The sequence below is a fragment of the Micromonospora cabrerizensis genome (assembly GCF_022230955.1).
Lineage (GTDB): Bacteria > Actinomycetota > Actinomycetes > Mycobacteriales > Micromonosporaceae > Micromonospora > Micromonospora cabrerizensis.
On record NZ_JAKKFI010000084.1, the window covers coordinates 70777 to 94895 of the forward strand.

Annotated in this window: 21 protein-coding genes, 1 tRNA gene and 2 pseudogenes; 18 read left to right on the forward strand and 6 right to left on the reverse strand. The window is 72.1% G+C overall.

All coding sequences use genetic code 11. The features are described from left to right. Position 1 precedes the first annotated feature (1 nt). On the forward strand, positions 2–448 hold the full coding sequence (locus LADH09A_RS22635; protein ID WP_238647471.1) for an SRPBCC family protein: 447 nt from the start codon (positions 2–4) through the stop codon (positions 446–448). A 243-nt stretch (positions 449–691) separates the two neighbouring features. Here LADH09A_RS22635 and aceE read toward each other — a convergent pair whose 3' ends face one another. Then, a complete protein-coding gene (gene aceE, locus LADH09A_RS22640; RefSeq protein WP_308194662.1) occupies positions 692–3430 on the reverse strand; it encodes a pyruvate dehydrogenase (acetyl-transferring), homodimeric type in 2739 nt (912 codons plus the stop codon). Between the two features lie 175 nt (positions 3431–3605). On the opposite strand from aceE, the gene LADH09A_RS22645 reads away from it, so the two are divergent. The 10 genes from LADH09A_RS22645 (at position 3606) to LADH09A_RS22690 (ending at position 11345) form a co-directional block, all read left to right on the forward strand. Then, complete coding sequence (locus LADH09A_RS22645; protein ID WP_238647472.1) at positions 3606–3959, forward strand: hypothetical protein; 354 nt, start codon at positions 3606–3608, stop codon at positions 3957–3959. A 23-nt stretch (positions 3960–3982) separates the two neighbouring features. Next, the gene (locus tag LADH09A_RS22650; protein ID WP_238647473.1) at positions 3983–4387 is read left to right on the forward strand and encodes a secondary thiamine-phosphate synthase enzyme YjbQ; all 405 of its coding nucleotides are present in this window, start codon (positions 3983–3985) and stop codon (positions 4385–4387) included. A 626-nt stretch (positions 4388–5013) separates the two neighbouring features. After that, on the forward strand, positions 5014–5418 hold the full coding sequence (locus LADH09A_RS22655) for a MarR family winged helix-turn-helix transcriptional regulator (RefSeq protein WP_179783512.1): 405 nt from the start codon (positions 5014–5016) through the stop codon (positions 5416–5418). A 51-nt stretch (positions 5419–5469) separates the two neighbouring features. Further along, a complete protein-coding gene (locus tag LADH09A_RS22660; protein WP_238647474.1) occupies positions 5470–8043 on the forward strand; it encodes a thiamine pyrophosphate-dependent enzyme in 2574 nt (857 codons plus the stop codon). A gap of 112 nt (positions 8044–8155) precedes the next feature. Next, positions 8156–8593: a DUF3052 domain-containing protein gene (locus tag LADH09A_RS22665; protein ID WP_007463483.1), complete on the forward strand. Its 438-nt coding sequence runs from the start codon at positions 8156–8158 to the stop codon at positions 8591–8593. Positions 8594–8679: 86 nt separating this feature from the next. Further along, the gene (locus LADH09A_RS22670; RefSeq protein ID WP_238647475.1) at positions 8680–9144 is read left to right on the forward strand and encodes a peroxiredoxin; all 465 of its coding nucleotides are present in this window, start codon (positions 8680–8682) and stop codon (positions 9142–9144) included. A gap of 77 nt (positions 9145–9221) precedes the next feature. Next, positions 9222–9296: transfer RNA gene (locus LADH09A_RS22675), tRNA-Val, on the forward strand. A 135-nt stretch (positions 9297–9431) separates the two neighbouring features. Beyond that, positions 9432–9914 carry a hypothetical protein gene (locus LADH09A_RS22680; RefSeq protein WP_274529967.1) on the forward strand — a complete coding sequence of 161 codons (483 nt, stop codon included), beginning with the start codon at positions 9432–9434 and terminating at the stop codon, positions 9912–9914. Between the two features lie 96 nt (positions 9915–10010). Next, positions 10011–10559 (forward strand): hypothetical protein, encoded by a 549-nt coding sequence (locus LADH09A_RS22685; protein WP_238647477.1) that lies wholly within the window; start codon positions 10011–10013, stop codon positions 10557–10559. Between the two features lie 156 nt (positions 10560–10715). After that, the gene (locus tag LADH09A_RS22690; protein ID WP_238647478.1) at positions 10716–11345 is read left to right on the forward strand and encodes an HAD-IA family hydrolase; all 630 of its coding nucleotides are present in this window, start codon (positions 10716–10718) and stop codon (positions 11343–11345) included. A 10-nt stretch (positions 11346–11355) separates the two neighbouring features. Here the strand turns inward: LADH09A_RS22690 and LADH09A_RS22695 are convergent, their stop codons facing one another. Genes LADH09A_RS22695 through LADH09A_RS22705 form a run of 3 tightly spaced genes read right to left on the reverse strand, consistent with a single transcriptional unit; the run spans position 11356 to position 14177 of the window. Then, positions 11356–12291, reverse strand: coding sequence for an aminoglycoside phosphotransferase family protein (locus LADH09A_RS22695; RefSeq protein ID WP_238647479.1), 936 nt, complete (start codon positions 12289–12291; stop codon positions 11356–11358). After that, positions 12292–12900, reverse strand: a complete 609-nt coding sequence (locus LADH09A_RS22700) for a Pr6Pr family membrane protein (RefSeq protein WP_238647480.1) — start codon at positions 12898–12900, stop codon at positions 12292–12294. A 29-nt stretch (positions 12901–12929) separates the two neighbouring features. Beyond that, positions 12930–14177 (reverse strand): glycosyltransferase, encoded by a 1248-nt coding sequence (locus tag LADH09A_RS22705; RefSeq protein WP_238647481.1) that lies wholly within the window; start codon positions 14175–14177, stop codon positions 12930–12932. Positions 14178–14300: 123 nt separating this feature from the next. Here LADH09A_RS22705 and LADH09A_RS22710 point away from each other — a divergent pair, with 123 nt between their 5' ends. Together LADH09A_RS22710 and LADH09A_RS22715 are read left to right on the forward strand one after the other, a co-directional pair. Then, the gene (locus tag LADH09A_RS22710) at positions 14301–14780 is read left to right on the forward strand and encodes a GNAT family N-acetyltransferase (RefSeq protein WP_238647482.1); all 480 of its coding nucleotides are present in this window, start codon (positions 14301–14303) and stop codon (positions 14778–14780) included. 104 nt (positions 14781–14884) lie between these two features. Further along, the gene (locus LADH09A_RS22715; RefSeq protein WP_238647483.1) at positions 14885–16027 is read left to right on the forward strand and encodes a polysaccharide pyruvyl transferase family protein; all 1143 of its coding nucleotides are present in this window, start codon (positions 14885–14887) and stop codon (positions 16025–16027) included. Between the two features lie 10 nt (positions 16028–16037). On the opposite strand, the gene LADH09A_RS22720 is transcribed toward LADH09A_RS22715, so the two are convergent. Then, on the reverse strand, positions 16038–16244 hold the full coding sequence (locus LADH09A_RS22720; protein WP_238647484.1) for a DUF8847 domain-containing protein: 207 nt from the start codon (positions 16242–16244) through the stop codon (positions 16038–16040). A gap of 82 nt (positions 16245–16326) precedes the next feature. On the opposite strand from LADH09A_RS22720, the gene LADH09A_RS22725 reads away from it, so the two are divergent. From LADH09A_RS22725 to LADH09A_RS22735, 4 genes and pseudogenes are all read left to right on the forward strand, one after another. Then, positions 16327–16845, forward strand: coding sequence for a DinB family protein (locus LADH09A_RS22725; RefSeq protein ID WP_238647485.1), 519 nt, complete (start codon positions 16327–16329; stop codon positions 16843–16845). A 225-nt stretch (positions 16846–17070) separates the two neighbouring features. Next, positions 17071–18121, forward strand: a pseudogene (locus tag LADH09A_RS32120) (ATP-dependent helicase); the annotation flags it as partial. A gap of 65 nt (positions 18122–18186) precedes the next feature. Next, positions 18187–20355, forward strand: a pseudogene (locus tag LADH09A_RS22730) (DEAD/DEAH box helicase); the annotation flags it as partial. Between the two features lie 60 nt (positions 20356–20415). Next, positions 20416–21324 (forward strand): SWIM zinc finger family protein, encoded by a 909-nt coding sequence (locus LADH09A_RS22735; protein WP_238647486.1) that lies wholly within the window; start codon positions 20416–20418, stop codon positions 21322–21324. 4 nt (positions 21325–21328) lie between these two features. On the opposite strand, the gene LADH09A_RS22740 is transcribed toward LADH09A_RS22735, so the two are convergent. Then, positions 21329–21586 (reverse strand): DUF3040 domain-containing protein, encoded by a 258-nt coding sequence (locus LADH09A_RS22740; protein ID WP_238647487.1) that lies wholly within the window; start codon positions 21584–21586, stop codon positions 21329–21331. Positions 21587–22017: 431 nt separating this feature from the next. Between LADH09A_RS22740 and LADH09A_RS22745 the strand changes: the two genes are divergently transcribed. Then, on the forward strand, positions 22018–24117 hold the full coding sequence (locus LADH09A_RS22745) for a DUF1800 family protein (RefSeq protein WP_238647488.1): 2100 nt from the start codon (positions 22018–22020) through the stop codon (positions 24115–24117). Positions 24118–24119 lie beyond the last annotated feature (2 nt).

Here is a 24119-nt window from a genome sequence, read left to right on the forward strand (position 1 = left end):
AATGATCCTCGTTGAACGCAGTGCGCACGTGGCGGCGCCGATTGAAGTGGTCTGGGATGTCGTCCAGCGGGCCGAGCAGTTGCCGGCCTGGCTGGCGGGGGTCCGCGCGGCCGAAGTGCTCTCGGGAGAGGGCTTCGGCCGGCGACAACTGGTCCAGGCGGGGCGCGGCTCGGCGCATGAGGCCGAGGTGATCGCCTACCAGGAGCCGACGTTGATCGGCTGGCGGGAACGGGCCAGGGGCGCGGGCTCTCGGGCGGAGGCGCGCACCGAGATCTACGTCCAGCTCACCACCGACGAGGAGGAGGGCGGGACCATCGTGCGGCTCATCGTGGTCCGCTGGCCGGCCGGCCCGGTCAAGGCGGCCCTGCTGCGCCTCGGACTACGTCGGGTCGGCGCCGACCTGGAGGACTCGCTGGCCCGGCTCACCGACCTGGCCGCCGTCGGCTGACGAGCGCCCATCCTCCCGGCGTCACCCGCGACGGCGGTGGTCCGGATCCCCGCCAGGGACCCCGGACCGCCGCCGCTTCCGGCTCCCGAACCGTGCTGGGCCCCCCACTCCGGTCGATCATGGAGTTGTGGTGCCTGGTTCGAGGGGGCTTGACCGCTTCGTCCCCTACCGCAACTCCATGATCGGTCGTACCAAACAGAAGGGCCCGGCGCTTGTGCGCCGGGCCCTTCTGGTCGTGCTGGATCAGCTGTCGCCGCCGGTCTCGCCGACCGGGGCGGCGTTGACGTCGTCGATCGCGTACTTCTTGGCGGCCTCGGCCGGCACGGTGGCCGCCACCGCGCCGCTGCGGGCGAGCTGCCGCAGCGTGGCCACCACGATCGACTCCGCGTCGACGTGGAAGTGCCGACGCAGCGCGTGCCGGGTGTCCGACATGCCGAAGCCGTCGGTGCCGAGCGACGTGTAGTCGCCGGGCACCCAGCGGGCGATCAGATCCGGCACCGCCCGCATCCAGTCGCTGACCGCGACCTTCGGACCGTCCGCGTCAGCCAGCTTCTGCTGGATGTACGGAACCTTCGCCTCGGCGCCCGGGTTGAGGAGGTTGTACTCCTCGGTCTCCACCGCGTCGCGGCGCAGCTCGGTCCAGGAGGTCACCGACCAGACGTCGGCGGCCACCCCCCAGTCCTGGGCGAGCAGCTGCTGGGCCTTGAGCGCCCACTGCATGCCGGTGCCCGAGGCGAGCACGTTGGCCTTCGGGCCGTCGACCGCCGGTGCCGGGGAGTAGCGGTAGATGCCCTTGAGCAGGCCCTCCACGTCCACCCCGGCCGGCTCGGCCGGCTGGAGGATCGGCTCGTTGTAGACCGTCAGGTAGTAGAAGACGTTCTCCTGCGCGTCCCCGTACATCCGGTGCAGGCCGTGCTCCATGATGTGCGCGATCTCGAACGAGAACGCCGGGTCGTACGCGACCACGGCCGGGTTGGTGGCGGCGATCAGCAGCGAGTGGCCGTCCTCGTGCTGAAGGCCCTCACCGTTGAGCGTGGTGCGACCGGCGGTGGCGCCGAGCAGGAAGCCCCGCGCCATCTGGTCGGCCGCCGCCCACAGCCCGTCGGCGGTCCGCTGGAACCCGAACATCGAGTAGAAGATGTACATCGGGATCATCGGCTCGTCGTGCGTGGCGTACGCCGAACCGGCCGCCGTGAACGAGGCCACCGAGCCGGCCTCGTTGATCCCCTCGTGCAGGATCTGCCCGGTCGTCGACTCCTTGTACGACAGGAACAGCTCCCGGTCGACCGAGGTGTAGCGCTGACCGTGCGGCGAGTAGATCTTCGCGGTGGGGAAGATCGAGTCGAGGCCGAAGGTACGGGCCTCGTCCGGAATGATCGGCACCCAGCGCTTGCCGAACTCCTTGTCCTTCATGATGTCCTTGAGCAGGCGGACGAAGGCCATCGTGGTGGCCACCTTCTGCTTGCCCGAGCCGCGCTTGACGTCGGCGAACCGCTCCGGGCCGGGGATGGTCAGCCGCTTGGTGCTGGTCCGCCGGGACGGCAGGTAGCCGCCGAGCTGCTGGCGCCGCTCCTTGAGGTACTGGATCTCCTCGGACTTCTCACCCGGGTTGTAGTACGGCGGCAGGTAGGGGTTGTCCTCCAGCGCCTTGTCCGGGATGTCCAGGTAGAGCCGGTCGCGGAAGGTCTTCAAATCCTCCAGCGTCAGCTTCTTCATCTGGTGGGTCGCGTTGCGGCCCTCGAAGTGCGAGCCGAGCGTCCAGCCCTTGATCGTCTTCGCCAGGATGACGGTGGGCTGACCGGTGTGCTCGGTGGCCGCCTTGTAGGCCGCGTAGAGCTTGCGGTAGTCGTGCCCACCCCGCTTGAGGTTCCAGATCTCGTCGTCGCTGAGCGGGTCGACCATCTTGCGGGTCCGCGCGTCGCGCCCGAAGAAGTGCTCCCGCACGTACGCGCCCGACTCCGCCTTGTAGGTCTGGTAGTCGCCGTCGGTCGTGGTGTTCATGAGGTTGACCAGCGCGCCGTCGGTGTCCGCGGCGAGCAGCGGGTCCCACTCGCGGCCCCAGACCACCTTGATCACGTTCCAGCCGGCACCCCGGAAGAACGACTCCAGCTCCTGCATGACCTTGCCGTTGCCCCGGACCGGGCCGTCCAGCCGCTGGAGGTTGCAGTTGATCACGAAGGTGAGATTGTCCAGCTCCTCGCGGGCGGCCACGCCGATGGCGCCCAGCGTCTCCGGCTCGTCCATCTCACCGTCGCCCAGGAACGCCCAGACGTGCTGCTGCGAGGTGTCCTTGATGCCGCGGTGCTGCATGTACCGGTTGAACCGGGCCTGGTAGATCGCGTTCAGACCGCCGAGACCCATCGAGACGGTGGGGAACTCCCAGAAGTCCGGCATCAGCCGCGGGTGCGGGTACGACGGCAGCCCACCGCCGGGGTGCGACAACTCCTGGCGGAACCCGTCGAGCTGGTGCTCGCTGAGCCGCCCCTCCAGGAACGCCCGCGCGTACATGCCGGGGGAGGCGTGGCCCTGGTAGAAGATGTGGTCGCCGCCGCCCGGGTGGTTCTTGCCCCGGAAGAAGTGGTTGAAGCCCACCTCGTAGAGCGACGCCGAGCTGGCGAAGGTCGAGATGTGCCCGCCGACGCCGATCTCCGGGCGCTGCGCCCGGTGCACCAGCATCGCGGCGTTCCACCGGACGTACGCCCGGATCCGCCGCTCGACGTGCTCGTCACCCGGGAACCACGGTTCGCGTTCCGACGGGATGGTGTTGATGTAGTCGGTGGTGGTCAGGGGCGGAACCCCGACCTGGCGCTCACGGGCCCGCTCCAGCAGGCGCAGCATGACGTAGCGGGCGCGTTTGGCGCCGCGTTCGTCGATGACACCGTCAAGCGACTCGACCCATTCGCTTGTCTCTTCAGGGTCGATGTCCGGAAGCTGGCTCGGTAGGCCGTCGCTGATCACCGGGCGCTTGCGTTCCGTAGCCACAGGCGTTCCCTCGGTTGTGTGTGGGATAGGTCTCTAGCGCCATCCTGCCCTCTGGTGGCACCTGTCGTCACGTCTAGGGCCCCCTGACGCGACGCTCAACACAGGTACCCACCGGTAACTTAGCGCGACGGCGGGTCAAACCGCCCTCTTGTCCGGCCCCGCTACGGTGCGGGACATGAACGCGCGACGAGTGGTGGCTGGCGGCACACTCCTGGCGGTTGGCACGCTCGCGGCGGCCCTCGCCGTGCCGGTGCTGCTGGCCGGGAACCTCGCCACACTGCCGATCCTGATTTTCGGGGGCGGGGCCGCCGTGTTCGGTGCGGTTCGGTTACGCGACGGGCTCCGGGCTCCGGCGTCACGCCGGGCCGCACGCGCCGTGCCCGGCCCACGTCGACGGCACGCCGACACCAGCATCCCGTCGACGTACTACGGCGACTCGAATGGCTGGAGCTGGTCCGGCGGCGACTCCGGTGGCGGCTCCTCCGGTGGAGGCGGCGACTCCGGTAGCGGTGGCGGCGGCGGGTCCTGACCCGCTCGGGCAGAATGCGACGTATGCGCAGCGACGTCATCACCGTCCGGACCGGGTCTCGCCCGAGCGTCCACGACATCACCGCAGAGGCCCAGCAGTTCGTCTCCAGTGAGGGCGACGGCCTGCTGCACGTCTTCGTGCCACACGCCACCGCCGGCCTCGCGATCATCGAGACGGGCTCCGGCTCCGACGACGACCTGCTGACCGCCATCGACGCGCTGCTACCCACCGACGACCGGTGGCGACACCGGCACGGCTCACCCGGCCACGGCCGGGACCACGTGCTGCCGGCGTTCGTCCCGCCGTACGCCACGCTGCCGGTGCTCGGCGGCCGGCTGGCCCTCGGGACCTGGCAGTCCGTCTGCCTGGTCGACACCAACGGCGACAACCCGACCCGCCAGGTCCGCTTCTCGTTCCTCCCCGGCTGACCGCGCCTCGCGCCTCGCGCCTCGCGCCTCGCGCCAAGATCGTGCTCGATCCTGGTTGTAGTGGTGTCGGTCCCGCGGGATGCCACTACAACCAGGATGTTGCGCGGGGCGGAGGCCCATCGCCCCGTCCCTGCCGGCGGATCGCCGCCTCACGCCGCCGTCGCGCCCTCAAGATCCGCGCAACTTCCCCGAAAGTGCTGCCTCGACGCGCGCCGAGGCAGCACTTTCCCTGATGTTGCGCGGATCTTTGGGCTTCGGTCGGGTTGTCAGCGAGGGGCTTGCCTCCGAGGTCGGTTCAGGTCGGTCCGTTTCGGCCCGATTGCGGCCAGGATCGGTGCTGCCTCGGCCGGCCGGTCCAGTGCCGGTCCACAGCCGGTTGCGGTAGCAGGCAGGTCAGCGGGACCCCGGCCGACGCCCGGAACGACCGGCTCGACCGTTGCGGTGACCCCCGATCGAGCGAGCCGCGGCGCGAACCGAGTCGCCGCCGTGGGCGGTGGGCTCCAACGTGATCGCTGGCCTTGCCGACCGGGCGCCGTGCGTACGATGTGGCCGTGACGCAGGAGGTGGGTTCCGCAGCAGGTGGACCGGTGGACCGGGCTGGTCTCGCCGCCGATGTGCTGCGCCGGATGGCCCACGTGAGCGACGCCCTGCGTCACAGGCAGGGCTCCGCGTTCGCCGAGCTGGGACTCACCCCGGCGGCGGCCCGGGCGTTGCGCGAACTGGACCCGGACCACCCGCTGCCCGCCCGTGACCTCGCCGGTCAACTGGGCTGCGACCGGTCGAACGTGACGGTGCTGGTCGACAAGCTGGAGCAGGCCGGGTTGGTCGAACGCCGCACCGACCCGGCGGACCGCAGGCAGAAGACCCTGGTGGTGACCGAGAAGGGCCGCGTCGAACGGGACCGGGTGACCGAGGTGATGTCCGACTCCCGACTGCTGTCGGGGCTGACCGACCGGGAGCTGAGCACCCTTCGTGACCTGGTGTGGAAGGTGTCCGACGGTGGCTTTCCGGAGCCCTGCGGGCCGGAGTGAGTCGACCCGCGCCGGCCGTGTCCCACTGGGCGACCAGGCCTCCCGTCGGTAATGCTGTCCGACGTGACCACCCCGCAAGACCTCGACGACCGATTCCGGGAGACGCTGGCGGCGCTGCCCGCCGCGCAGCGACGGCGTGATCCCGTTGACCCGGTCACCGACGACGCCCCGCTGACCGGTGCCCAGGTGCTGGACCTGTTCGACGCCCAGGTGACCAGCCGGCAGCTCGACCTGGCCGGCCGCTGGCTGCGCAGCTTCGGGGAGGGCTTCTACACGATCAGCTCGGCCGGGCACGAGGGCAACGCCGCGGTCGCCGCCGCCCTGCGCCCCACCGATCCGGCGCTGCTGCACTACCGCTCCGGCGCGTTCTACTGCCAGCGCGCCGCGCAGGCCGCCGCCGAAGCGACCCCGGTCGTGCACGCGCAGGCCGCCGCCGGCACGCAGTCGGCCGCTGGCACGCAGTCGGCCGCTGGCACGCAGCCCGTCGCCGGCACGCAGGCCGCCGGCACGCAGCCCGGCACGCAGCCCACCGCGAACCCGCAGCGAGCCGTGGACCCGGACCTGACCGCCGAACCCGAGCCAGCCGACCAGTCCGAGCCAGCCGACCAGTCCGAGCCGTCCGGCACCGAGCCGCCCACCGGTGGGTTCGCGGCGTACGTGGACGCGGCACGGGACGTGCTGCGCGGCATGGTCGCCTCCAGCCAGGAGCCGATCGCCGGCGGCCGGCACAAGGTGTTCGGCCGGGCCGATCTGGCCATCGTGCCGACCACCTCCACCATCGCCTCGCACCTGCCCCGCGCGGTCGGCATGGGACTGGCCGTGGAACGGCTGCGGCGGCTGGACAGCGCCGGGCGGCGTACCGGGGCGGGGGTCCGGGTCGGCAGCGGTGCGGGCGCTGCCCACGCCCCCTGGCCACCGGACGCGATCGTGGTCTGTTCGTTCGGCGACGCCTCGGTCAACCACGCCAGCGCCACCGCCGCCTTCAACACCGCCGGGTGGTACGACCACGCCGGCCTGCGCATCCCGGTGCTCTTCGTCTGCGAGGACAACGGGCTGGGCATCAGCGTCCGAACACCTGAGGGCTGGGTCGAGGCGACCCTGCGGGCCAAGCCGGGCATCCGCTACTTCAGCGCGGACGGGGCCGACCCGGTGCAGACGTACGCGGTGGCGGTGGAGGCCGCGGCCTGGGTACGTCGCAACCGGCGCCCGGCCGTGCTGCACCTGCGCACCGTACGGCTGATGGGGCACGCCGGGGCGGACGCGGAGTCGGCGTACCGCAGCACGGCCGAGCTGGCCGAGGACCTGGACCGGGACCCGGTGGCCGCCACCGCGCGGCTGCTCGTCGACGCCGGTGTGGCGACCGGCGAGGAGCTGCTGGCCCGGTACGACGAGACCGGCTGGCAGGTACGCCGGCTGGCCGAGGAGGTGCTGGGCGAGCCGAAGCTGGCCTCCGCGGCCGACGTGGTGTCGGCGTTGGCGCCACGCCGCCCGGTGCGGGTGGCGCGGGCGGTGGCCGACGCCGCGGCGCGGGCCAGCGGCCCGGGTGCGGGTGCCCGGGCGGAGGCGTTCGGTGGCAAGCCGCCGGAGCTGAGCGGGCCGATGACCCTGGCGCAGAGCATCAACGCCGCGCTCGCCGACGGGATGCTCGACCACCCGCAGATGGCGGTCTTCGGGGAGGACGTGGCCGCCAAGGGCGGCGTGTACGGGGTGACGAAGGGGCTGCGCGACCGTTTCGGGGCGGCCCGGGTGTTCGACACCCTGCTGGACGAGACGTCGGTGCTGGGGCTGGGCCTGGGCGCGGGACTGGCCGGGATGCTGCCGGTGCCGGAGATCCAGTACCTGGCGTACCTGCACAACGCCGAGGACCAGCTGCGCGGCGAGGCGGCCACCATGCGGTTCTTCTCGCAGGGGGCGTTCCGCAACCCGATGGTGGTGCGGGTGGCCGGGCTGGCGTACCAGGAGGGGTTCGGCGGGCACTTCCACAACGACAACTCGGTGGCCGTACTCCGGGATGTGCCCGGTCTGGTGGTCGCGGTGCCGGCGCGGCCGGACGACGCCGCGCCCATGCTGCGGACCTGCCTGGCCAGCGCGGCGGTGGACGGCAGTGTCTGCGTGTTCCTGGAGCCGATCGCGCTCTACCACACCCGTGACCTGTACGCCGATGGTGACGGGGAGTGGCTGGCCGGGTACCCGGAGCCGGGGGCGTGGGTGGCCGGGCACGTGCCGATCGGGCGGGCCCGGGTCTACCGGGTCGGCTCGGCGGACGACCTGACCATCATCACCTTCGGTAACGGGGTGCGGATGTCGTTGCGGGCCGCCGCCGTCCTCGCCGAGGAGGGGGTGGGCACCCGGGTGGTGGACCTGCGCTGGGTGGCACCCCTGCCGGTGGCCGACATCATCCGGGAGTCCTCGGCGACCGGTCGGGTGCTGGTCGTCGACGAGACACGCCGCTCCGGCGGGGTCGGCGAGGGGGTGATCGCCGCGCTGGTCGACGCCGGATATGTCGGTGCCGCACGGCGAGTGGCGGGAGTTGACTCGTTTGTACCATTAGGTCCGGCAGCACGTCACGTACTGGTCTCCGCGGAAGCCATTACCGACGGTGCCCGTACGCTGCTGGCACGGTAAATTCCGTTCCACCCGGTGCGCCACTTGCGCGCGGACGCACAACTGTGTGGACTTTGCCTGACGGCGTCGCACCGACGCCGCGAGCAGGGACGAGATGAGGAGGCACGCGACAGTGAGCGCGACCGCTGGTCAGGCCGCCGACGGGGTACGCAGCCTGGCGGACCGGTTCGGAATCGAACCGGGGATGGTCGTCATGGAGATGGGGTACGACGACGACGTCGACCAGGATCTCCGAGACGCCCTGACCGACCGCTGTGGAGATCTGGTCGACGAGGACACCGACGAGGTGGTCGACGCCGTGCTGGTGTGGTACCGCGACGGCGACGGTGACCTTTTCGAGCTTCTCGTCGATGCCCTCGGCCCGCTGGCCGACAACGGGGTCGTGTGGCTCCTCACCCCGAAGGCGGGGCGTGACGGGCACGTCGAGCCGAGTGAGGTCGCGGAGTCCGCGCCCACCGCCGGCCTTCAGCAGACCTCGACCGTCAACGCCGGCCGGGACTGGAGCGGCGCACGCCTGGTGCTGCGCCGAGGGGCCAAGGCCAAGAAGTAGCCCGTGCCGCTTCGCACGCCCGGCGGTCCGCACCGCCGGGTGGCAAGCCGGTGCCGTTTCCGTGACCCGACCCGAGGAGAGTTCGTATGCCCATCGAGGTTGGTGCCGAGGCACCGGACTTCGTGCTGAAGGACCAGAACAACCAGGAGGTCCGGCTCTCCGCCTTTCGGGGCCGCCGCGCCGTCCTGCTGGTCTTCTACCCGCTCGCCTTCACCGGCACCTGCCAGGGTGAGTTGTCCGAGATACGGGACAACCTCGACGAGTACGTGAACGACGACGTCCAGGTGCTGACCGTCAGCGTCGACTCTGCCTACAGCCACAAGATCTGGGCTGACCGCGAGGGCTACCAGTTCCCCATGCTGGCGGACTTCTGGCCGCACGGCGGCGTCGCCCAGGCGTACGGGGTCTTCAACGACGTCGCCGGGTTCGCCAACCGGGGCACCTTCGTCATCGACAGGACCGGCGTGGTCCGCTTCGCCGAGATGAACGGCCCGGGCGAGGCCCGCGACCAGCAGGGCTGGCGCAAGGCCATCGCCGAAGCGGCCATCTGACCGGGGTACGCCGTGCGCCCGGGCCGGCGGCGAGCAAGGTAAGCTTGCCCACCACCGGCCCGCCGCACGGGCGATCCGGGCGCGTAGCTCAGTGGGAGAGCACCCGCCTTACAAGCGGGGGGTCGCAGGTTCGAAACCTGCCGCGCCCACCACCCCCTCCGACCAGGAAAACGTCGAGGGCGTCCAGCACGTTCCGCACGCTTGATCGTCCAGCGAGCACCCGCCCACGTTGAGACGACACCTCTCTGGGAGGGTCAGTCCCAGCAGGCTGCTACCTTCGCGGACTGATGGCACGACGATTCGGTGATCGAGCAAGATTCTGCGTGGAAGTGGGCCAGGCCATCTCGCCCGCGCTCCGCGTCGTCGATCTGTGGGCGGCTGGTAAGTGGCTCACCACCGACGACAACGCGGCCTACGTTCCTTCCTTCGCTCACTACCTGCGGCTCGAGGCAGAGCGGGTGCGCCGAGGCGACGTCCCCCCTTGCCCCTTCCCGGGCCGGGCACCGGAGGAGATATTCCGGCTGCTCCGCACGGATGAGACGGAGTTCGCGCAGCAGTTCTGGTTTTTGCGGTGGAACGAGACCGTCGACAACGTGTCAACGTTCGCCTACCTGGACGACGATCTGGTGATCATGTTCGAGTTCTGGCGAGGGACCCACCCCTTTCCGGATGAGCTGGGAAAAATCTTCGTTGCCAGGATCCCCCGGGAAGAGTTCACCTCCATCGGCGAAGCGGCAGCTGATCTGCTGGAGGCGGAGTTCGCTCAGTAAGAGCGAGAGTGGCCGGCGAGCAAACGGAATTTCTCTCCCATCGCTCATCCGCCGGCCATTGCGACGACCGCCGCGGGGCACCGCCATGATGGGCGGGTGCAGGACACTGTCGCCGTCGCGCTGATCACCTCACTGTCCACGTTGGCCGCCGCCGCCCTGACCGGGTTGGTCGGCGCGCTGAGCACCCGACGGCAACTGGCCCACCAGCTCACCGTGGCCGGTCAGGAGAGCGTCGAACGGCGGGCGACGCGCCGGGACGAGCTACGGCGGGACGCGTACGTCGGGTTCCTCAGCGCGTGCGACCAGGCGTACCGGCAGTTGGACCGGCGGTGGCTCGACGCCGGCGGGAGTGAGCCGGTGCCGGGCTACGACGAGGCGTACGCGGCGATGCGCGGCGTGGACGAGGCGTACAACCTGGTGTTGCTGGAGGGGCCGGCGGAGGTGGTGTCGGCGGCCCGGTCGGTGTTGACCAGCATCGGTGCGGAGCACGCGGACCAGCGCCGGTTGGGCGAGGAGCCGGGCGGCCCACCGGTGCCCCTGCGTGAGGGCCATCGGGAACGCTGGCTGGTCGCGATCGAGGCACGGACGAAGCACCGGATCTCGTTCGTAGAAGCGGTACGCGGGGTGCTGCACAACGATGCCTGAAGCGCACCACCCCACGCCAACCCGTCACGATCCGCACAACGTCAGTGTTGTTGCTGCCTCAGCAGTCGGCGAGGCAGCAGGATCCCCGACGTTGCGCGGATCTTGGGGTGGGGGAGCGGCTAGTGTCGTCCGACGAGTCACAGGGGGAGCGTGAGCGTGGACCTGGCAGGCATTGGCGCGGTGCTGTTCGACATGGATGGCACCCTGGTCGACTCCGACGCCGCCGTCGAGCGGGCCTGGGAGCGGTGGGCCGTCGAGTACGCCGTCGACCCGGCTGCGGCGCTGGCGATCGCGCACGGCAGCCCCGCCGACCGGACCATCCGCCGGCTGCTGCCCGCGCTCGACGACAGCGCGGTCGCCGTGGCGGCGGCGCGGCAGCTCTCGTTGCAGTACGACGACCTGTCCGACGTGACGGCCACCGTCGGGGCGCACGACCTGCTGAGCGCGCTGGCCCGGTTGGGGCTGCCCTGGGCGGTGGTGACCAGCGCCGACGCGCGACTGGCCGAGGCTCGGCTCGGTGCCGCCGGCATCGTCGCGCCGGTGCTGGTCACGGTGGAGGACGTGCGGGTGGGCAAACCGGACCCGGAGGGCTACCTGCGGGCCGCCGCTCTGCTGGGCGTGCCCGTGGCGCGGTGCCTCGTCGTGGAGGACGCCGAGGTCGGGCTGCGGGCGGGGCGGGCGGCCGGCGCGATGACCGCCGCGCTGAAGGGACTCGACGGCGATCTGCGCCTTGCCGACCTGGCGCACCTGGCGGGTCACCTGGAGTCGACGCCGACGGCACCCTGACCCCGCCGGGTCAGCGGAGGCGGGTGGCCAGCCACGGGAGCAGGGCGTCGGCCTGGGCCTGCTGAAACGCGCGGACGGTGGGGATGCCGGGCGGCGGTGGACGACGCGCGCGGTCGGCGAAGTACCCGGCCAGCCCGGCGTACACCCCGGTGAGCGTCGTCGGGTCGACCTCGGCGGTGATGGGCAGCCGGCGCAGCAGCGACTCGGTGTCGTGCCCACCGTGCAGGCGGACGTTGACCAGCAGCAGCGCGGTGTCCAGCCAGGCCGGCCCTCGGCAGGCCGACGGCCAGTCGACGACGGTGACCGTGCCGGTCGCGTCGAGCAGCAGGTTGTCGGCCCGTATGTCCACGTGGCAGAGCGTGTCACCGGTCAGCGCGGCGAGGCCGTGGTCGGCGGCGGCGCGCAGGTGGCCCAGGTGCTCCCGTGCCCAGGGGGCCAGCACAGCCGGTGGGTCGGCGGCGATCCGGTGCCAGCCGGCGAAGTTCTCGGCGAGCCGGTCGGCGGCGGTCGGCACGTGCGTCACCGGGCTCGGCGTCAGCGCGGTGGCCATCACCTCCAGGGCATTCAGGACGCGGGTCAGCTCGTCGGACCGCCACGGGGTGGCCGGGTGTCGCCCGTCAACGTCGGAGAAGACCAGGGCCACCCACTCGCCGTCGTCGTGGCAGCCCAACAACCGGGGCGTCGGTGCCGAGGCCGGCATTGCGGCGGCCGTACGGGCCTCCGCTCGGTGCATCCCGGGGCTGTCCGGGTTCTGTGCCGGGCTGATCGCCTTGACGAACGCTCGCCGGCCGGTCGCGGTGCGGACCCGGTCCGCGGTGCCCGGCGAGTAGCCGCCCGGCTGGGACACCGCCTCGACCACCCGGTCGCCGATGATTTCCTGCACCGACGTCCGGACCCGCTCGGGCAGGTCCGTCCAGCCGATCCGGTTGGTGGTCTGCTGCGTCACCTACTCACCGTGCGCCCCGTCCACGCCACCGGACAACCCAATTGCCCGCCGCCGGGTCAGGTGCACTGCGGCCAGCGCGATGAGGAGCAGCGTGACCGCGAAGAGCAGGGCGTTGCGGGCGACCGTGGGATAGCCGAGTCGGGGCACGTCGAGGAACGGGTAGAGATAGCGGTCCTCGGCCCGGCTGACGGTGCCCCGGGCCAGGATGACCGTCAGCCACAGCAGCGGATAACCGAGCAGGCTGACCGCGTACGCCGGGCGCAGCGCGACCCGGGGTCGGTGCCTGAGCCACAGGGCGGCGGCCAGCGGCGGCGTCACAACGTGCAGCAGCAGGTTGCCGGCGTCGGAGACCGGCCCCCGAGCGTCGGCGACGGCCACCATGGCGTAGCCGCTCCACGGGTTGGCCAGCACGAGGACGAAGACCAGGGCGGTGCCGACGAGGTAGACGGTGAGCGCGGTGCGCACCCGGTCGCCGCCGCCGGTCAGCAGCACCACCAGGTAGGCCAGGTTGACCTGCACGGTGAAGTAGAACAGCAGCTCGACGGGCTCGTCACGGGCGGCGACCACGGAGAGGACCAGCCCGGCGGCGACCACCACCGCGGTGCTCATCCGAAGGATCCGGCCGGTCACCCGCGGCGCTACCACCGCCGCCTCGACGAGCAGCTGCCCCCGAATGGGCCGGCTGTCGTCGCCTCCGCTGCGCTGACTGGCGGCAGCGTCGCGTACAGCTTGACCAACTCGGCCAGGTAACGCTCACCGGACCAGGCCGCCACCGCCGCCCGGCCGTCCCGGATCACGCCCGCGCGCAGCTCCCGCTCGGTCAGCAGCCGGGTCAGCAACGCCCCGAAGGCCGCCGCGGTGGGCTCGGCGACCGGCCGGGTGGTGCCGGTGCCGGGGCGCTCGACCAACTGGGTGTCCACCATGGCCACCGGCAGTCCGTACGCCTCGGCTTCGCAGAGCACCAGGCCCTGGGTGTCGGTGGTGGAGGTGAACGCGAGCACGTCCGCCGTCCGGTAGTGGGCGCCGACCCGGTCGCGGGGCACCGGGCGCAGCAGGTGCAGCGCGTCGGCCACGCCGTACCGGCGGGCCGTCCGGCGGACCGCGAGCCGGTGCCGCCGGGCACCGAGCAGCACCAGTTGGGCCGCTGGCAACTCGCGGCGGACCTGGGCGAACGCGGCCAGCAGCAGCCCGGGGTTCTTCTCCGGCGTGGCGCGGCCCACCGCGAGCAGCACCGGCGCGTCCGCCGCGATGCCCAGCCGGGCCCGTAACCGCCGCCGGTCGTCGGCGTCGGCCAGCGGTGCGGCGGTCGGGGTCGGCAGGACGACGATGGGGGTACGCCCACCCATCGCCGCCATCATCGTCGCGGTCTTCGCCGAGGGCGTGATCAGGACGCTGGTGTGCGCCAGCAGGCACCGACCGAGCGCCACCAGTCGCGTCTGCCGCCCGCGCCCCGGACGGGCGAGCGCCCACAGGTCCCGCACCCGCCAGCGCAGGCCGAGCCGCAGGCCGGCGTACGCGGCCCCGATCGGGATCTCGGGGTAGTGCGCCGCGTACGCGACCAGGTCGGTGTGCCAGGTCAGCACGGTCGGTACGCCCCGCGCGGCGGCCCAGCGCAGGCCGGCGACGCCGAGCGGGCCGGTGGTGTGCACGTGCACCACGTCGACCGGCGCGCCCGGTGGCCGGGGCAGGGCCAGCCGGTACGGCCGGGTCGGCACCGACAACGAGGGCGTCTCGCCCGGTCGGCGGCGACGTCGGAACAGGGGGCCGGGGCAGTGCAGCACGACCCGGTGCCCGGCGGCGCGCAGCAGAGCCACGGTGGTGGCGACAGAGGTGGCCACCCCCTCGGGATTGTCGAGGTGGCTGTCGCTGACCTGAGCGATCCGCACGTCGCCATCATGGCCGGGTCGCGCCCCCCGGGTCGTCCCGTCCGTTCCGCCGTGGTGAACCCGGTGGCGAGTCCGGGTGGGTTCTGCTGCACTACCCGCTGGCAACGACGAAGGGGAGCCACTGTGGAGTTGACGTTGACGCCGATGACGGCGCAGGACCTGGCCCGGCTGCTGGTGGCGCTGGAGCAGGAGTTCGCCGAGGACCTGGTGGCCCACCGTGGCCTGACCCCGGAGGCGGCCCTCGCGCAGTCGGCCAGCCAGATCCGGGAGTCGCTGCCGGCGGGCGCGGCGACCGAGGGGGCGCTGCTGCGCGTGGCCCGGGTCGACGACACCGAGGTCGGCTGGATCTGGGTGGCCGTGCCCGGCGCGACCGACTCCCAGCGCGCCTGGATCCACAACATCGAGGTGCAGCCGGCGCACCGGGGACGCGGCTACGCACGGCGGATGATCCAGCTCATCGAAGTCGAACTCGCCCAGCTCAAGGTGCCCGAGCTGGGCCTGAACGTGTTCGGGACGAACACCGTGGCGATCGGGCTCTACCGGAGTCTGGGCTTCGAGGTCACCTCACAGCAGATGGCGAAGCGCATCGAACCGGCGGGCTGAGTCGGCGGCGCGACCGGACGCAGATCCAGGACGGTCCCCCCGGCAGGACTGTTCACCTGCCCAGCGGGAAACCGGCGCGGACCGCACCTGGGGAGGAGCGACGGATGACGCACGGTGCCGGACTGACAATCGGTGTGCTGGGCTCGTACGGTGGGCGAAACCTCGGCGACGAGGCGATCCTCACCGGCCTGCTCACCGATCTGCGTACGCAGGAGCCCAATGCCCGGATCATCGTCTTCTCCCGTAACCCGGAGCACACCCGGGCCGCTCACCCGGACGTCGAGGCGGTGCCCTGGGAGGGCGTCAGCCGCACCGACTCGGCCCTGGTCCTGGCCCAGCTCGATCTGCTCATCCTGGGCGGCGGCGGCATCCTCTACGACCGGGAGGCCCGCCGTTACCTGCGGGTGGTCCGGGTCGCGCAGGAGCGGGGCCTGCCGCTGATCACGTACGCGGTGGGGGTCGGGCCGCTCAGCGACGGGGTGGACACCGGCATGGTCCGGGAGACGCTCTCCGGCGCGACCCAGGTGACCGTCCGGGACCAGGAGTCCCGGATGGTGCTGGAGGAGGCGGGCCTGCTCAACCCGATCACGGTCACCGCGGACCCGGCCTTTCTGTTGCAGCCGGAGGACTTCCCGGCGCACCTGCTAGCCGAGGAGGGTGTGCCGGTCGGCAAGCGCCTGGTCGGGATCAGCGTGCGGGAGCCGGGACGGGCCGCCGAACGCCTGGACGTGGACGGCTACCACCGCCTGCTGGCCCAGATCGGTGACTTCCTGGTGCACCGGATCGACGCGTACGTCCTGTTCGTGCCGATGGAACGCGACGACATCCGGCACGCCCACGGCGTCCTGTCGCACATGGTGGCCGCCGATCGGGGCCGGATCCTGCACGGCACCTACTCGCCGCAACAGGTGCTCGGGCTGATGCGCCACTTCGACCTGGCTGTCGGTATGCGCCTGCACTTCCTGATCTTCGCGGCGATGGTCGGCACACCGTTCCTGCCCCTGCCGTACGCCGGCAAGGTCTTCGACCTGGCCCAACGACTGGGCGTGCCGGCCCTGCGCGGCGTGGAGCGGGAGGTCGAGGGGCCGCTGCTGGCCGAGGTGGACCGATTGTGGGACGAGCGGGAGCAACGCGCCGAGGCCACCGCCCGCCGGGTGGCTGAGGTGTGTGACCAGGCGCGGGGCACCTCGGAGGTCATCCGTGGCGTGTTGGAGAGCCTGCGCAGTCAGGCCCTCACCCGGGTCTGACCCGGGGCGGTCACACCGCCGGGCCGGTCCACCGGTAGCGCCACTCGCGGGCGTCCTCCCGGGCGGTCTCCAACTCGTAGATCTGTGCGTCGGCGAGCCCACCCGAGCCGAGGTGGTGGTGGGTCAGCGGTGGACGGCCGTTGCTGTCCAGTTCGACGGTGATGGTCTGCCCGTCCGCCGTGCCGCCGACGAGAAGGATCTGCACGGATGAACCCATGCGCCCATCCTGCCTGTAGTGCCGCCCGCTCGCAGCGGATAGCGGGGCAGCGGGGAGTCCGCTTCGTGACTAGGGTCGGCGGATGGAGCAGACGATCGATCCGATGCTCGGTCCGGTGCTCGCCCGTGTTGGCGACGAGCGCGCCATCCTGACCTCGTTCCTCGACTTCCACCGGGGCGTGCTGCTGCGCAAGCTGCGCGGTCTCTCCGACGCCGACGCCCGCCGCCGGCTGGTGCCCTCGGCGACCACGCTCGCCGGGCTGGTCAAGCACCTGACCCTGGTCGAACGGAACTGGTTCCCGACCCTGCTGGCCCCCGAGCCCGGCGACGTCTACCTGACCTCGGAGGAGGACGCGGCGGCCAGCTTCACGCTCGGTGAGCAGGAAACCGTCGTCGGGCTCACCGAGGCGTACGAGCAGGCCTGTGCCCGGTCCCGGTCGGTCGCCGCGAGCCTCGACCTCGACCACGTGGTGCCGCACCCGCAGCTCGGCGAGGTGTCACTGCGCTGGGTCCTGGTGCACATGATCGAGGAGACGGCCCGGCACGCCGGTCACGCCGACATCCTGCGCGAGCTGACCGACGGCGAGTCCGGCGCGATCTGATCACCACCCGCCATCCGCAACCGCTTGGTTGACACGGATTCACTGAAGTCGGGGTGTCCGGCCCGCCGGGATACCGCGATTTCAATGAAGCCGCGTCGATCACGCCGGGCAGGCTCTGCCGCGACGCGGTGAGCCCTGGCGGGATACGCCGGTTCGTCGGTGGGTGCCGACGCCAGCTCACCGGGGCCGCCTATCCTGGGCGCGGGCGGCGACGAGGGGGAGCAGGTGCTGGTCATCCACGGGCTGTGGCTGCCCGGCGACAGCTCGACCGGCGGTCTGGCTGTCTGGGCCGAGGACAGCGCCGCGCCGCTGGAGCCTCCCCGTGCCGGTCGGCCGCCCCGGGAACGTCCACATCCCTTCGCCGCCGGGCACACCGATCTGGTCGCCGTCCTCGCCGACGTCGCCGAGCCCGCCCGCCCGGACGGCGCGCTGCTCACCCTGCCCACCCGGGGCGGCACGCCGACCGACTCACCCGAGCTGATCCGGACCGCCGTCGCACCCCCGGCCCGCGGCCGGCTCACCCTGGCCGGGTGGCGGGTCCCCGTGCTGGTGTACGCCCCGGACGACGCGCTGCCGCTCCTGCGCGCCCTGGACGAACTCCCGGCGGTGCCCGGGGCCACCCTGCGCCACCTCGCCGAGCTGGCCGACTTCGCCGCCGACCTGGTGACCCGTGGCCGAGTTCTCCCCGGCGTCCGCACGATCGAGCCGAACACGCGGTCGGGCGCGGATGCGTTGTCGGAAGCCGGCGCGCAGGTGCCGGCCCAGGCGATCTGGCGTCCGCTGCTGACCGGCACCGACGCCGCCTGGGCGCGCTCGCTGGCGCTGGCCCTGCCGCCAGCCGCCCGAGCCGCCGTCGTGTCCACCGCCGTTCCCTCTCGGTCCAGGCCGATCGCCGCTGCTCGGCCGCTGACCGCGAGCACCGCCACGGACCTCACCGCCACGAATCTGGCCACCACGGCACCGGCCGCCACGACGCCGGCCACCACCGGTTCGGGCGGTGGTGAGCTGACCGCCGCCGACGTGGTCGCGGATGCGTTGGACGCGCTGACCGACGCCGCCGCGCGGGCCGCTCTGGCGACCACCACCCTGGCGCGAGGGCTGCGGCCGGGTGGGCCGGCGCCGGCCTGGTTGGCGGCGCTCGCCGGCCCCCGGCGCGACTTCAGCCTCGACCCGGCCGCGTTGGCCACCCTGCACGCCGAGCTGGACGCCTGGCAGCGCGACGCCGCCGGGGGCCCGGTGCGGGCCAGTTTCCGGCTGGTGGAACCGGCCCCCGACGAGGTCACCGAGCCGATCCTGGCCACCCGCCCAGGGCCGACCGACGTGGTGCCGGCGTCGGTCGAGCCGACCGGCGGTGGGCGCTGGCGGTTGGAGTTCGGGTTGCAGGCAGCCGACGAACCCGGTCTGCACGTCGACGCCGGGCAGGTGTGGCGGGCGCCCCAGACGCTCGGCCTGGCCGGCCGGACGACCAGCCCGCAGGAGACGCTGCTGGCCGAGTTGGGTCGGGCCAGCCGGCTCTGGCCGGATCTGGACGCGGCGCTGCGGACCGCCGCCCCCGAGGCGATGGACCTCGACGTCGAGGGGGCGCACCGGTTTCTCAGCGAGGGTGCTCCGGTGCTGCACGCGGCCGGTTTCGGGGTGCTGCTGCCGTCCTGGTGGCAGCGCCCGTCGGCGCGGCTCGGCGCCCGGTTGCGGGCCCGCAGTCGCACCGCGCCCGGCACGGTGGGTGGCACCGAGGCCGGTGTCGGTCTGGACGCCGTGGTCGACTACCGCTGGGAGGTCGCTCTCGGTGACCACCCGCTGTCCGCCGACGAGTTGGCGGCGCTGGCCGAGATGAAGACCCCGCTGGTGCGGCTGCGTGGCCGGTGGGTGGAACTGGACCCGGGGCGGCTCGCCGCCGGTCTGCGCCTGCTCCGCTCCGCGGGTGAGTTGACCGTCGCCGACCTGCTGCGCCTCGGGCTGGCCGACGGCGAGGCCACCGGGGCGCTGCCGGTGCTGGAGGTGACCGCCGACGGGGCACTGGGTGACCTGCTCGCCGGTGCGGTCGAGCGCCGACTCACCCCGCTGGACCCGCCGCCGAGCTTCGTGGGCACGCTGCGCCCGTACCAGCAGCGTGGGTTGGCGTGGCTGGCCTTCCTGCGCTCGCTCGGTCTGGGTGGTGTGCTCGCCGACGACATGGGGCTGGGCAAGACCGTCCAGCTGCTCGCGCTGCTCGCCGGGGACCCGCCGGAGGCGGGCCCGACCCTGCTGGTCTGTCCGATGTCGCTGGTCGGCAACTGGCAACGGGAGGCGGCACGGTTCACGCCGACGCTGCGTGTGCACGTACACCATGGGGCGGAGCGGGCGCGGGGGGCGGAGTTCACCGCGGCCGCGCACGGCGCGGACCTGGTTCTCACCACCTACTCGGTGGCGGCCCGCGACGCCGTCGACCTGGCCGGCATCGACTGGCACCGGGTGGTGGTGGACGAGGCGCAGGCGATCAAGAACGCGTCGACCCGGCAGGCCGAGGCGGTCCGCGCGTTGCCGGCGCGGCAGCGGGTGGCGGTGACGGGTACGCCGGTGGAGAACCGGCTCGCCGACCTGTGGTCGATCATGCAGTTCGCCAACCCGGGCCTGCTCGGGCCGGCGGCGACGTTCCGCAAGCGGTTCGCCGAGCCGATCGAGCGGCACGGCGACGCGGAGGCCGCCGAGCGGTTGCGCCGGATCACCGGCCCGTTCGTGTTGCGCCGGCTCAAGACCGACTCGTCGATCATCTCGGATCTGCCGGAGAAGCTGGAGATGGAGGTGCTCTGCAACCTCACCGCGGAGCAGGCCGCCCTGTACCGGGTGGTGGTCGACGACATGCTCGCCCGGATCGAGACCAGTGACGGCATCGAGCGCCGCGGCCTGGTGCTGGCCACCATGACCCGGCTCAAGCAGGTCTGCAACCACCCGGCGCAGTTGCTCCGCGACGGTTCGGCGCTGGAGGGCCGCTCCGGCAAGCTCTCCCGGCTGACCGAGATCGTGGAGGAGGTGCTGGCGGCGGGGGAGCGGGCACTGCTGTTCACGCAGTACGCCGAGTTCGGGGCGATGCTGCGCGGTCACCTGTCGGCGCGGTTCGGCCGGGAGGTGCTGTTCCTGCACGGCGGTCTCGGTAAGGCGGAGCGGGACGCCATGGTGCAGCGCTTCCAGTCGGCGGACGGTCCGCCCCTGTTCGTCCTCTCCCTCAAGGCCGGTGGCACCGGGCTCACCCTGACCGCCGCCAACCACGTGGTGCACGTGGACCGGTGGTGGAACCCGGCGGTCGAGGACCAGGCGACCGACCGGGCGTTCCGGATCGGGCAGCGCCGGCGGGTGCAGGTCCGCAAGTTCGTCTGCGCCGGCACGGTGGAGGAGAAGGTCGCCGCGATGATCGCCGACAAGCGGGCCCTCGCCCAGCGGGTGGTGGGCACCGGCGAGCAGTGGATCACCGAGCTGTCCACCGGCCAGTTGCGAGAGCTGTTCGCCCTGGAGGCCGGGGCGGTGGTGGAGTGATGAGCGAGCGAACCATCAGACACAGCATGGTTGTGCCTCGCGGCAGCGTGGAGCGCTGGCGTGAGCACTGACCGGTTCGCCGACTACGGGCGCCCCCGCAAGGTCGACGGGGGTCTGCGGGCGCGCAGCGCCCGCGGCGCGATCGGCCGGTCCTGGTGGTCCCGGCGCTTCCTGGAGGTGCTGGAGTCGTTCGCGCTCGGCACCCGGCTGACCCGCGGCCGGTCGTACGCGCGGGCCGGTCAGGTGCTCTCGCTCGACATCACACCCGGGCTGGTCAGCGCCGTGGTGCAGGGCTCCCGGCCGCAGCCGTACCAGGTGTCCATCGCGCTGCGGCCGTTCCCGGCCGCCCTCTGGTCCCGGATCGGGGAGGAGCTGGCCGGGCAGGCGTTCTTCAGCGCCCGCCTGCTCGCCGGGGACCTCCCCGACGAGTTGGAGGAGCTGTTCGTCGCCGCGGGCGCGCCGCTCTTCCCGGCCGCCGTTGGCGAGCTGACCCAACGGTGCAACTGCCCCGACTTCGCGGTGCCGTGCAAACACCTCGCGGCGACGTTCTACCTGCTGGCCGAGGCCTTCGACGCGGACCCGTTCGAGTTGCTGCACTGGCGCGGCCGGTCCCGCGCCGAGCTGCTGGCCGAGCTGCGCGCCCGTCGGGTCGAGGCCACCGGTGTCGCCCCACCGCCCCAGCCGGTCACCTTGGCGTCCGAACCGGACGGTGACGACTCGACAGTGGACGTCGCGGCCCCGGTCGGCGCGGCCCGCGCGCTCGCCGGGCTGTCGACCACCCCGCTACCCGAGGCGGCGGACCGGTTCTGGCTGCCACCGGTGCCGCTGCCCGATCGGCCGCCGCGACTGGTGACCGGCCCCGACCTGCTGCTACGCCAGCTCGGGGCGCCGGCCCCGGCCATCGGCGGGCCGGGACTGCTCGAACGGTTGCGCCGCGCGTACCGGGCATTCGGCCCAACCGAGCGCTGAGCCGTCACGCCCAGCGACGGCGGAACCGCCACATGATCGCGGCGTTGGCCACCAGCACCACCGCGCAGATCGCACCGGTCAGTCGACCGGCGAAAACGGCGATCGCTGGCAGCGACGCCCACAACACGATGGTCAACAACATCAGATAGCGGCCCCTACGGGCCCGGGCCCGGTGGTCCAGCCGGTTGAAGAATGCCGGGTCACTCTCCCGGAGCTGACGGGTGATCTGGTCGAACCTGCGCTGATCCTCTTTGCTGAGCATGGCGCTGCCTTCCCCTCACGCGTTCAGCGGTTCGGCGGCATACCCGCTGCGGTGGTGGCTCACGCTCGACCGCCGCTGCTACTTTTCCTCCACGCGAGGGCACCTCACGTCCGGCTTATCTGAACCTTAAGTTTGTCTGTGGTGGTGAACGGCGCGGAAAGTGTCGCGTAGGGCCGCGTGGTCCGGTCCGTGCCCGGCTGCCGCACGTACGCCCTGCTCGGGAGGTCTGTGCCCGTGCCCGGCCGGCCGTTGGTCGCCGGCGTCGCACTGAGCGCTGTCTTAAGTGCCCTCACGAGGGTGTTCGGCCCACCTTGAAGGCCCCTGAGCCCTTGGTTACCTTGCCGTAGCAACCCCCTCAGGCAACAGTCGCCGCACCTGCCGCACCTGTCCGGTCGCAGCTTCCGGCGCTCATCAGAAATCGGGATTGGTACATGGCCGACCAGAATGTGCCACCACGTCGACCGCGGGACGACCGCGGTTGGGACGGACGCCAGCACCACGATGCGGACGGTTACGGCGACCCCAACTCGTCCGCGCCCTACGGGTACGACTCGCCCCACCCCTACCAGGGCGGCTACCCGGCGCAGGCCGACCCCCGCGAGCAGTACGGCGAGGGTTACCCGCCCGTCGGGCACCCGGCTCCCGCCCCGCGCGGACCGCAGTGGGTCGGCCCGGAGGGCCTCGGACGCCCGGCCCCGGCGCGGCCCGCCGGCACGGGACTGCCCACCCTGGACGATGACGACGAGTCGGGCCGCAAGGTCGGCCGGCGCAAGGCCATGGTGGCTCTCGGCGGCACCGCCGCCGTCGTCGCCGGTGGTGCGGCGCTCGCCATGACCCCGCAGATCCGCAGCCTCTTCGGTGACGAGGCCCTGGCCGGTGACGCCACCGGCAGCACGGTGACCGACGGCACCGCGGCGCGGCCCAGTGGGCAGCAGCCCAGCACGGTGCGTACCTACACCGAGCAGAACGAGAGCTACATGGGCTCCCGGGCCGGTGAGGCGCTGAAGAAGAACGCGCCGGCCGGTGGGCGGAGCTTCTCCGGCCCGGCCGCCGCCGCAGCGGCGACCCAGGTGACCGTGAAGACGGTGCTGGCCAAGGACCCGATCCTGCACCTGGCTCGGCGGGCCACCTTCGGGCCGACGCCCGCGGTGATCGCCGACATCAAGAACCAGGGCATCGACGCCTGGATCCGCGCACAGCTGGCCCCGGAGAAGATCGAGCCGAGCAAGGCCGAGCTGAAGCTCGCCGAGCTGCCCACGCAGAAGCTCACCGTGCAGCAGCTGCGCACCCAGCGGGACCAGCTCAACGAGCAGGGCGCCCAGCCGGAGCGGGAGATGGTCGACGCCACCATCGCCCGGCAGATCTGGTCGAAGCGCCAGCTGTTCGAGGTGATGGTCGACTTCTGGAACGACTTCCTGCACGTCGCCGCCGACTTCGACGGTGGTGAGGTGTACCGCAACTCGTTCGACCAGGACGTGGTGCGCAAGCACGCGCTGGGCAGCTACCCGGAGATGCTGGTCGCCGCGAACAAGCACCCCGCGCTGCTGATCTACCTGAACCAGAAGGACTCCCGCAAGGACGCGATCAACGAGAACCTCGCCCGGGAGAACCTCGAGCTCTACTCGGTGGGCGTCGACGGCGGCTACAAGGAGCCGGACGTGCGCCAGGCGGCCATGCTCCAGACCGGCCGCGGCATCGACAAGGACGGCAAGTACGTCTTCAAGCCCGAGCAGCACTACGTCGGCAAGGTGAAGATCCTCGGCTTCACCCACCCGAACAACTCGTCGGACCCGAAGAAGGCCGACGCGGCGATCGACGCGTACATCACCTACATCGCGCTGCACCCGTCGACCGCGAAGTACGTGGCGCAGAGCCTGGCGACCCGCTTCGTCTCGGACACCCCGCCGAAGTCCCTGGTGGACCGGCTGGCCAAGATCTACACCACCAACAACGGCCTGATCAAGCCGGTGCTGATGGCGCTGTTCTGCTCCTCCGAGTTCTGGGCCGGCGTGGGCCAGAAGGTGCGCCGGCCGATGGAGTACCTGGTCGCCACGTACCGCACCCTGGGCGTCTCGCCGGAGGCGTCGCCGAAGCACAACAACGGCGACAACAAGCGCACCCCGTACGCCCGCGGCCTGCGGCAGATCCACGACAAGCTGCGCGAGCTGGGCCACTACCCGATGGGTCAGCCCACCCCGGACGGCTACCCGGACGTCTACGTCGCCTGGACGTCGGCCGGCACCATGGTCAACGGCTGGAACGAGGCGGGCGAGGTCCTCGGCGGCTACCGCACCGCCTTCACGTACACGGCGGCGGAGAAGCTGGTCGCCAAGCCGCCGGCCACCGCCGGTGCGTACGTGGACGCGCTGTCCCAGCGGCTGGTGGGCCAGAAGCTGAGCACGCGGGAAAAAAATCTGATCCTCGGCGTGGCCGGCGTGCCGGCGACCGCCAAGGTCGACGCCACGTTCAACGGGGCCATCACCGCCGTCGCGCGGGCGATCCTCGCTTCCCCCCAGCACCACCTCCGGTGAGG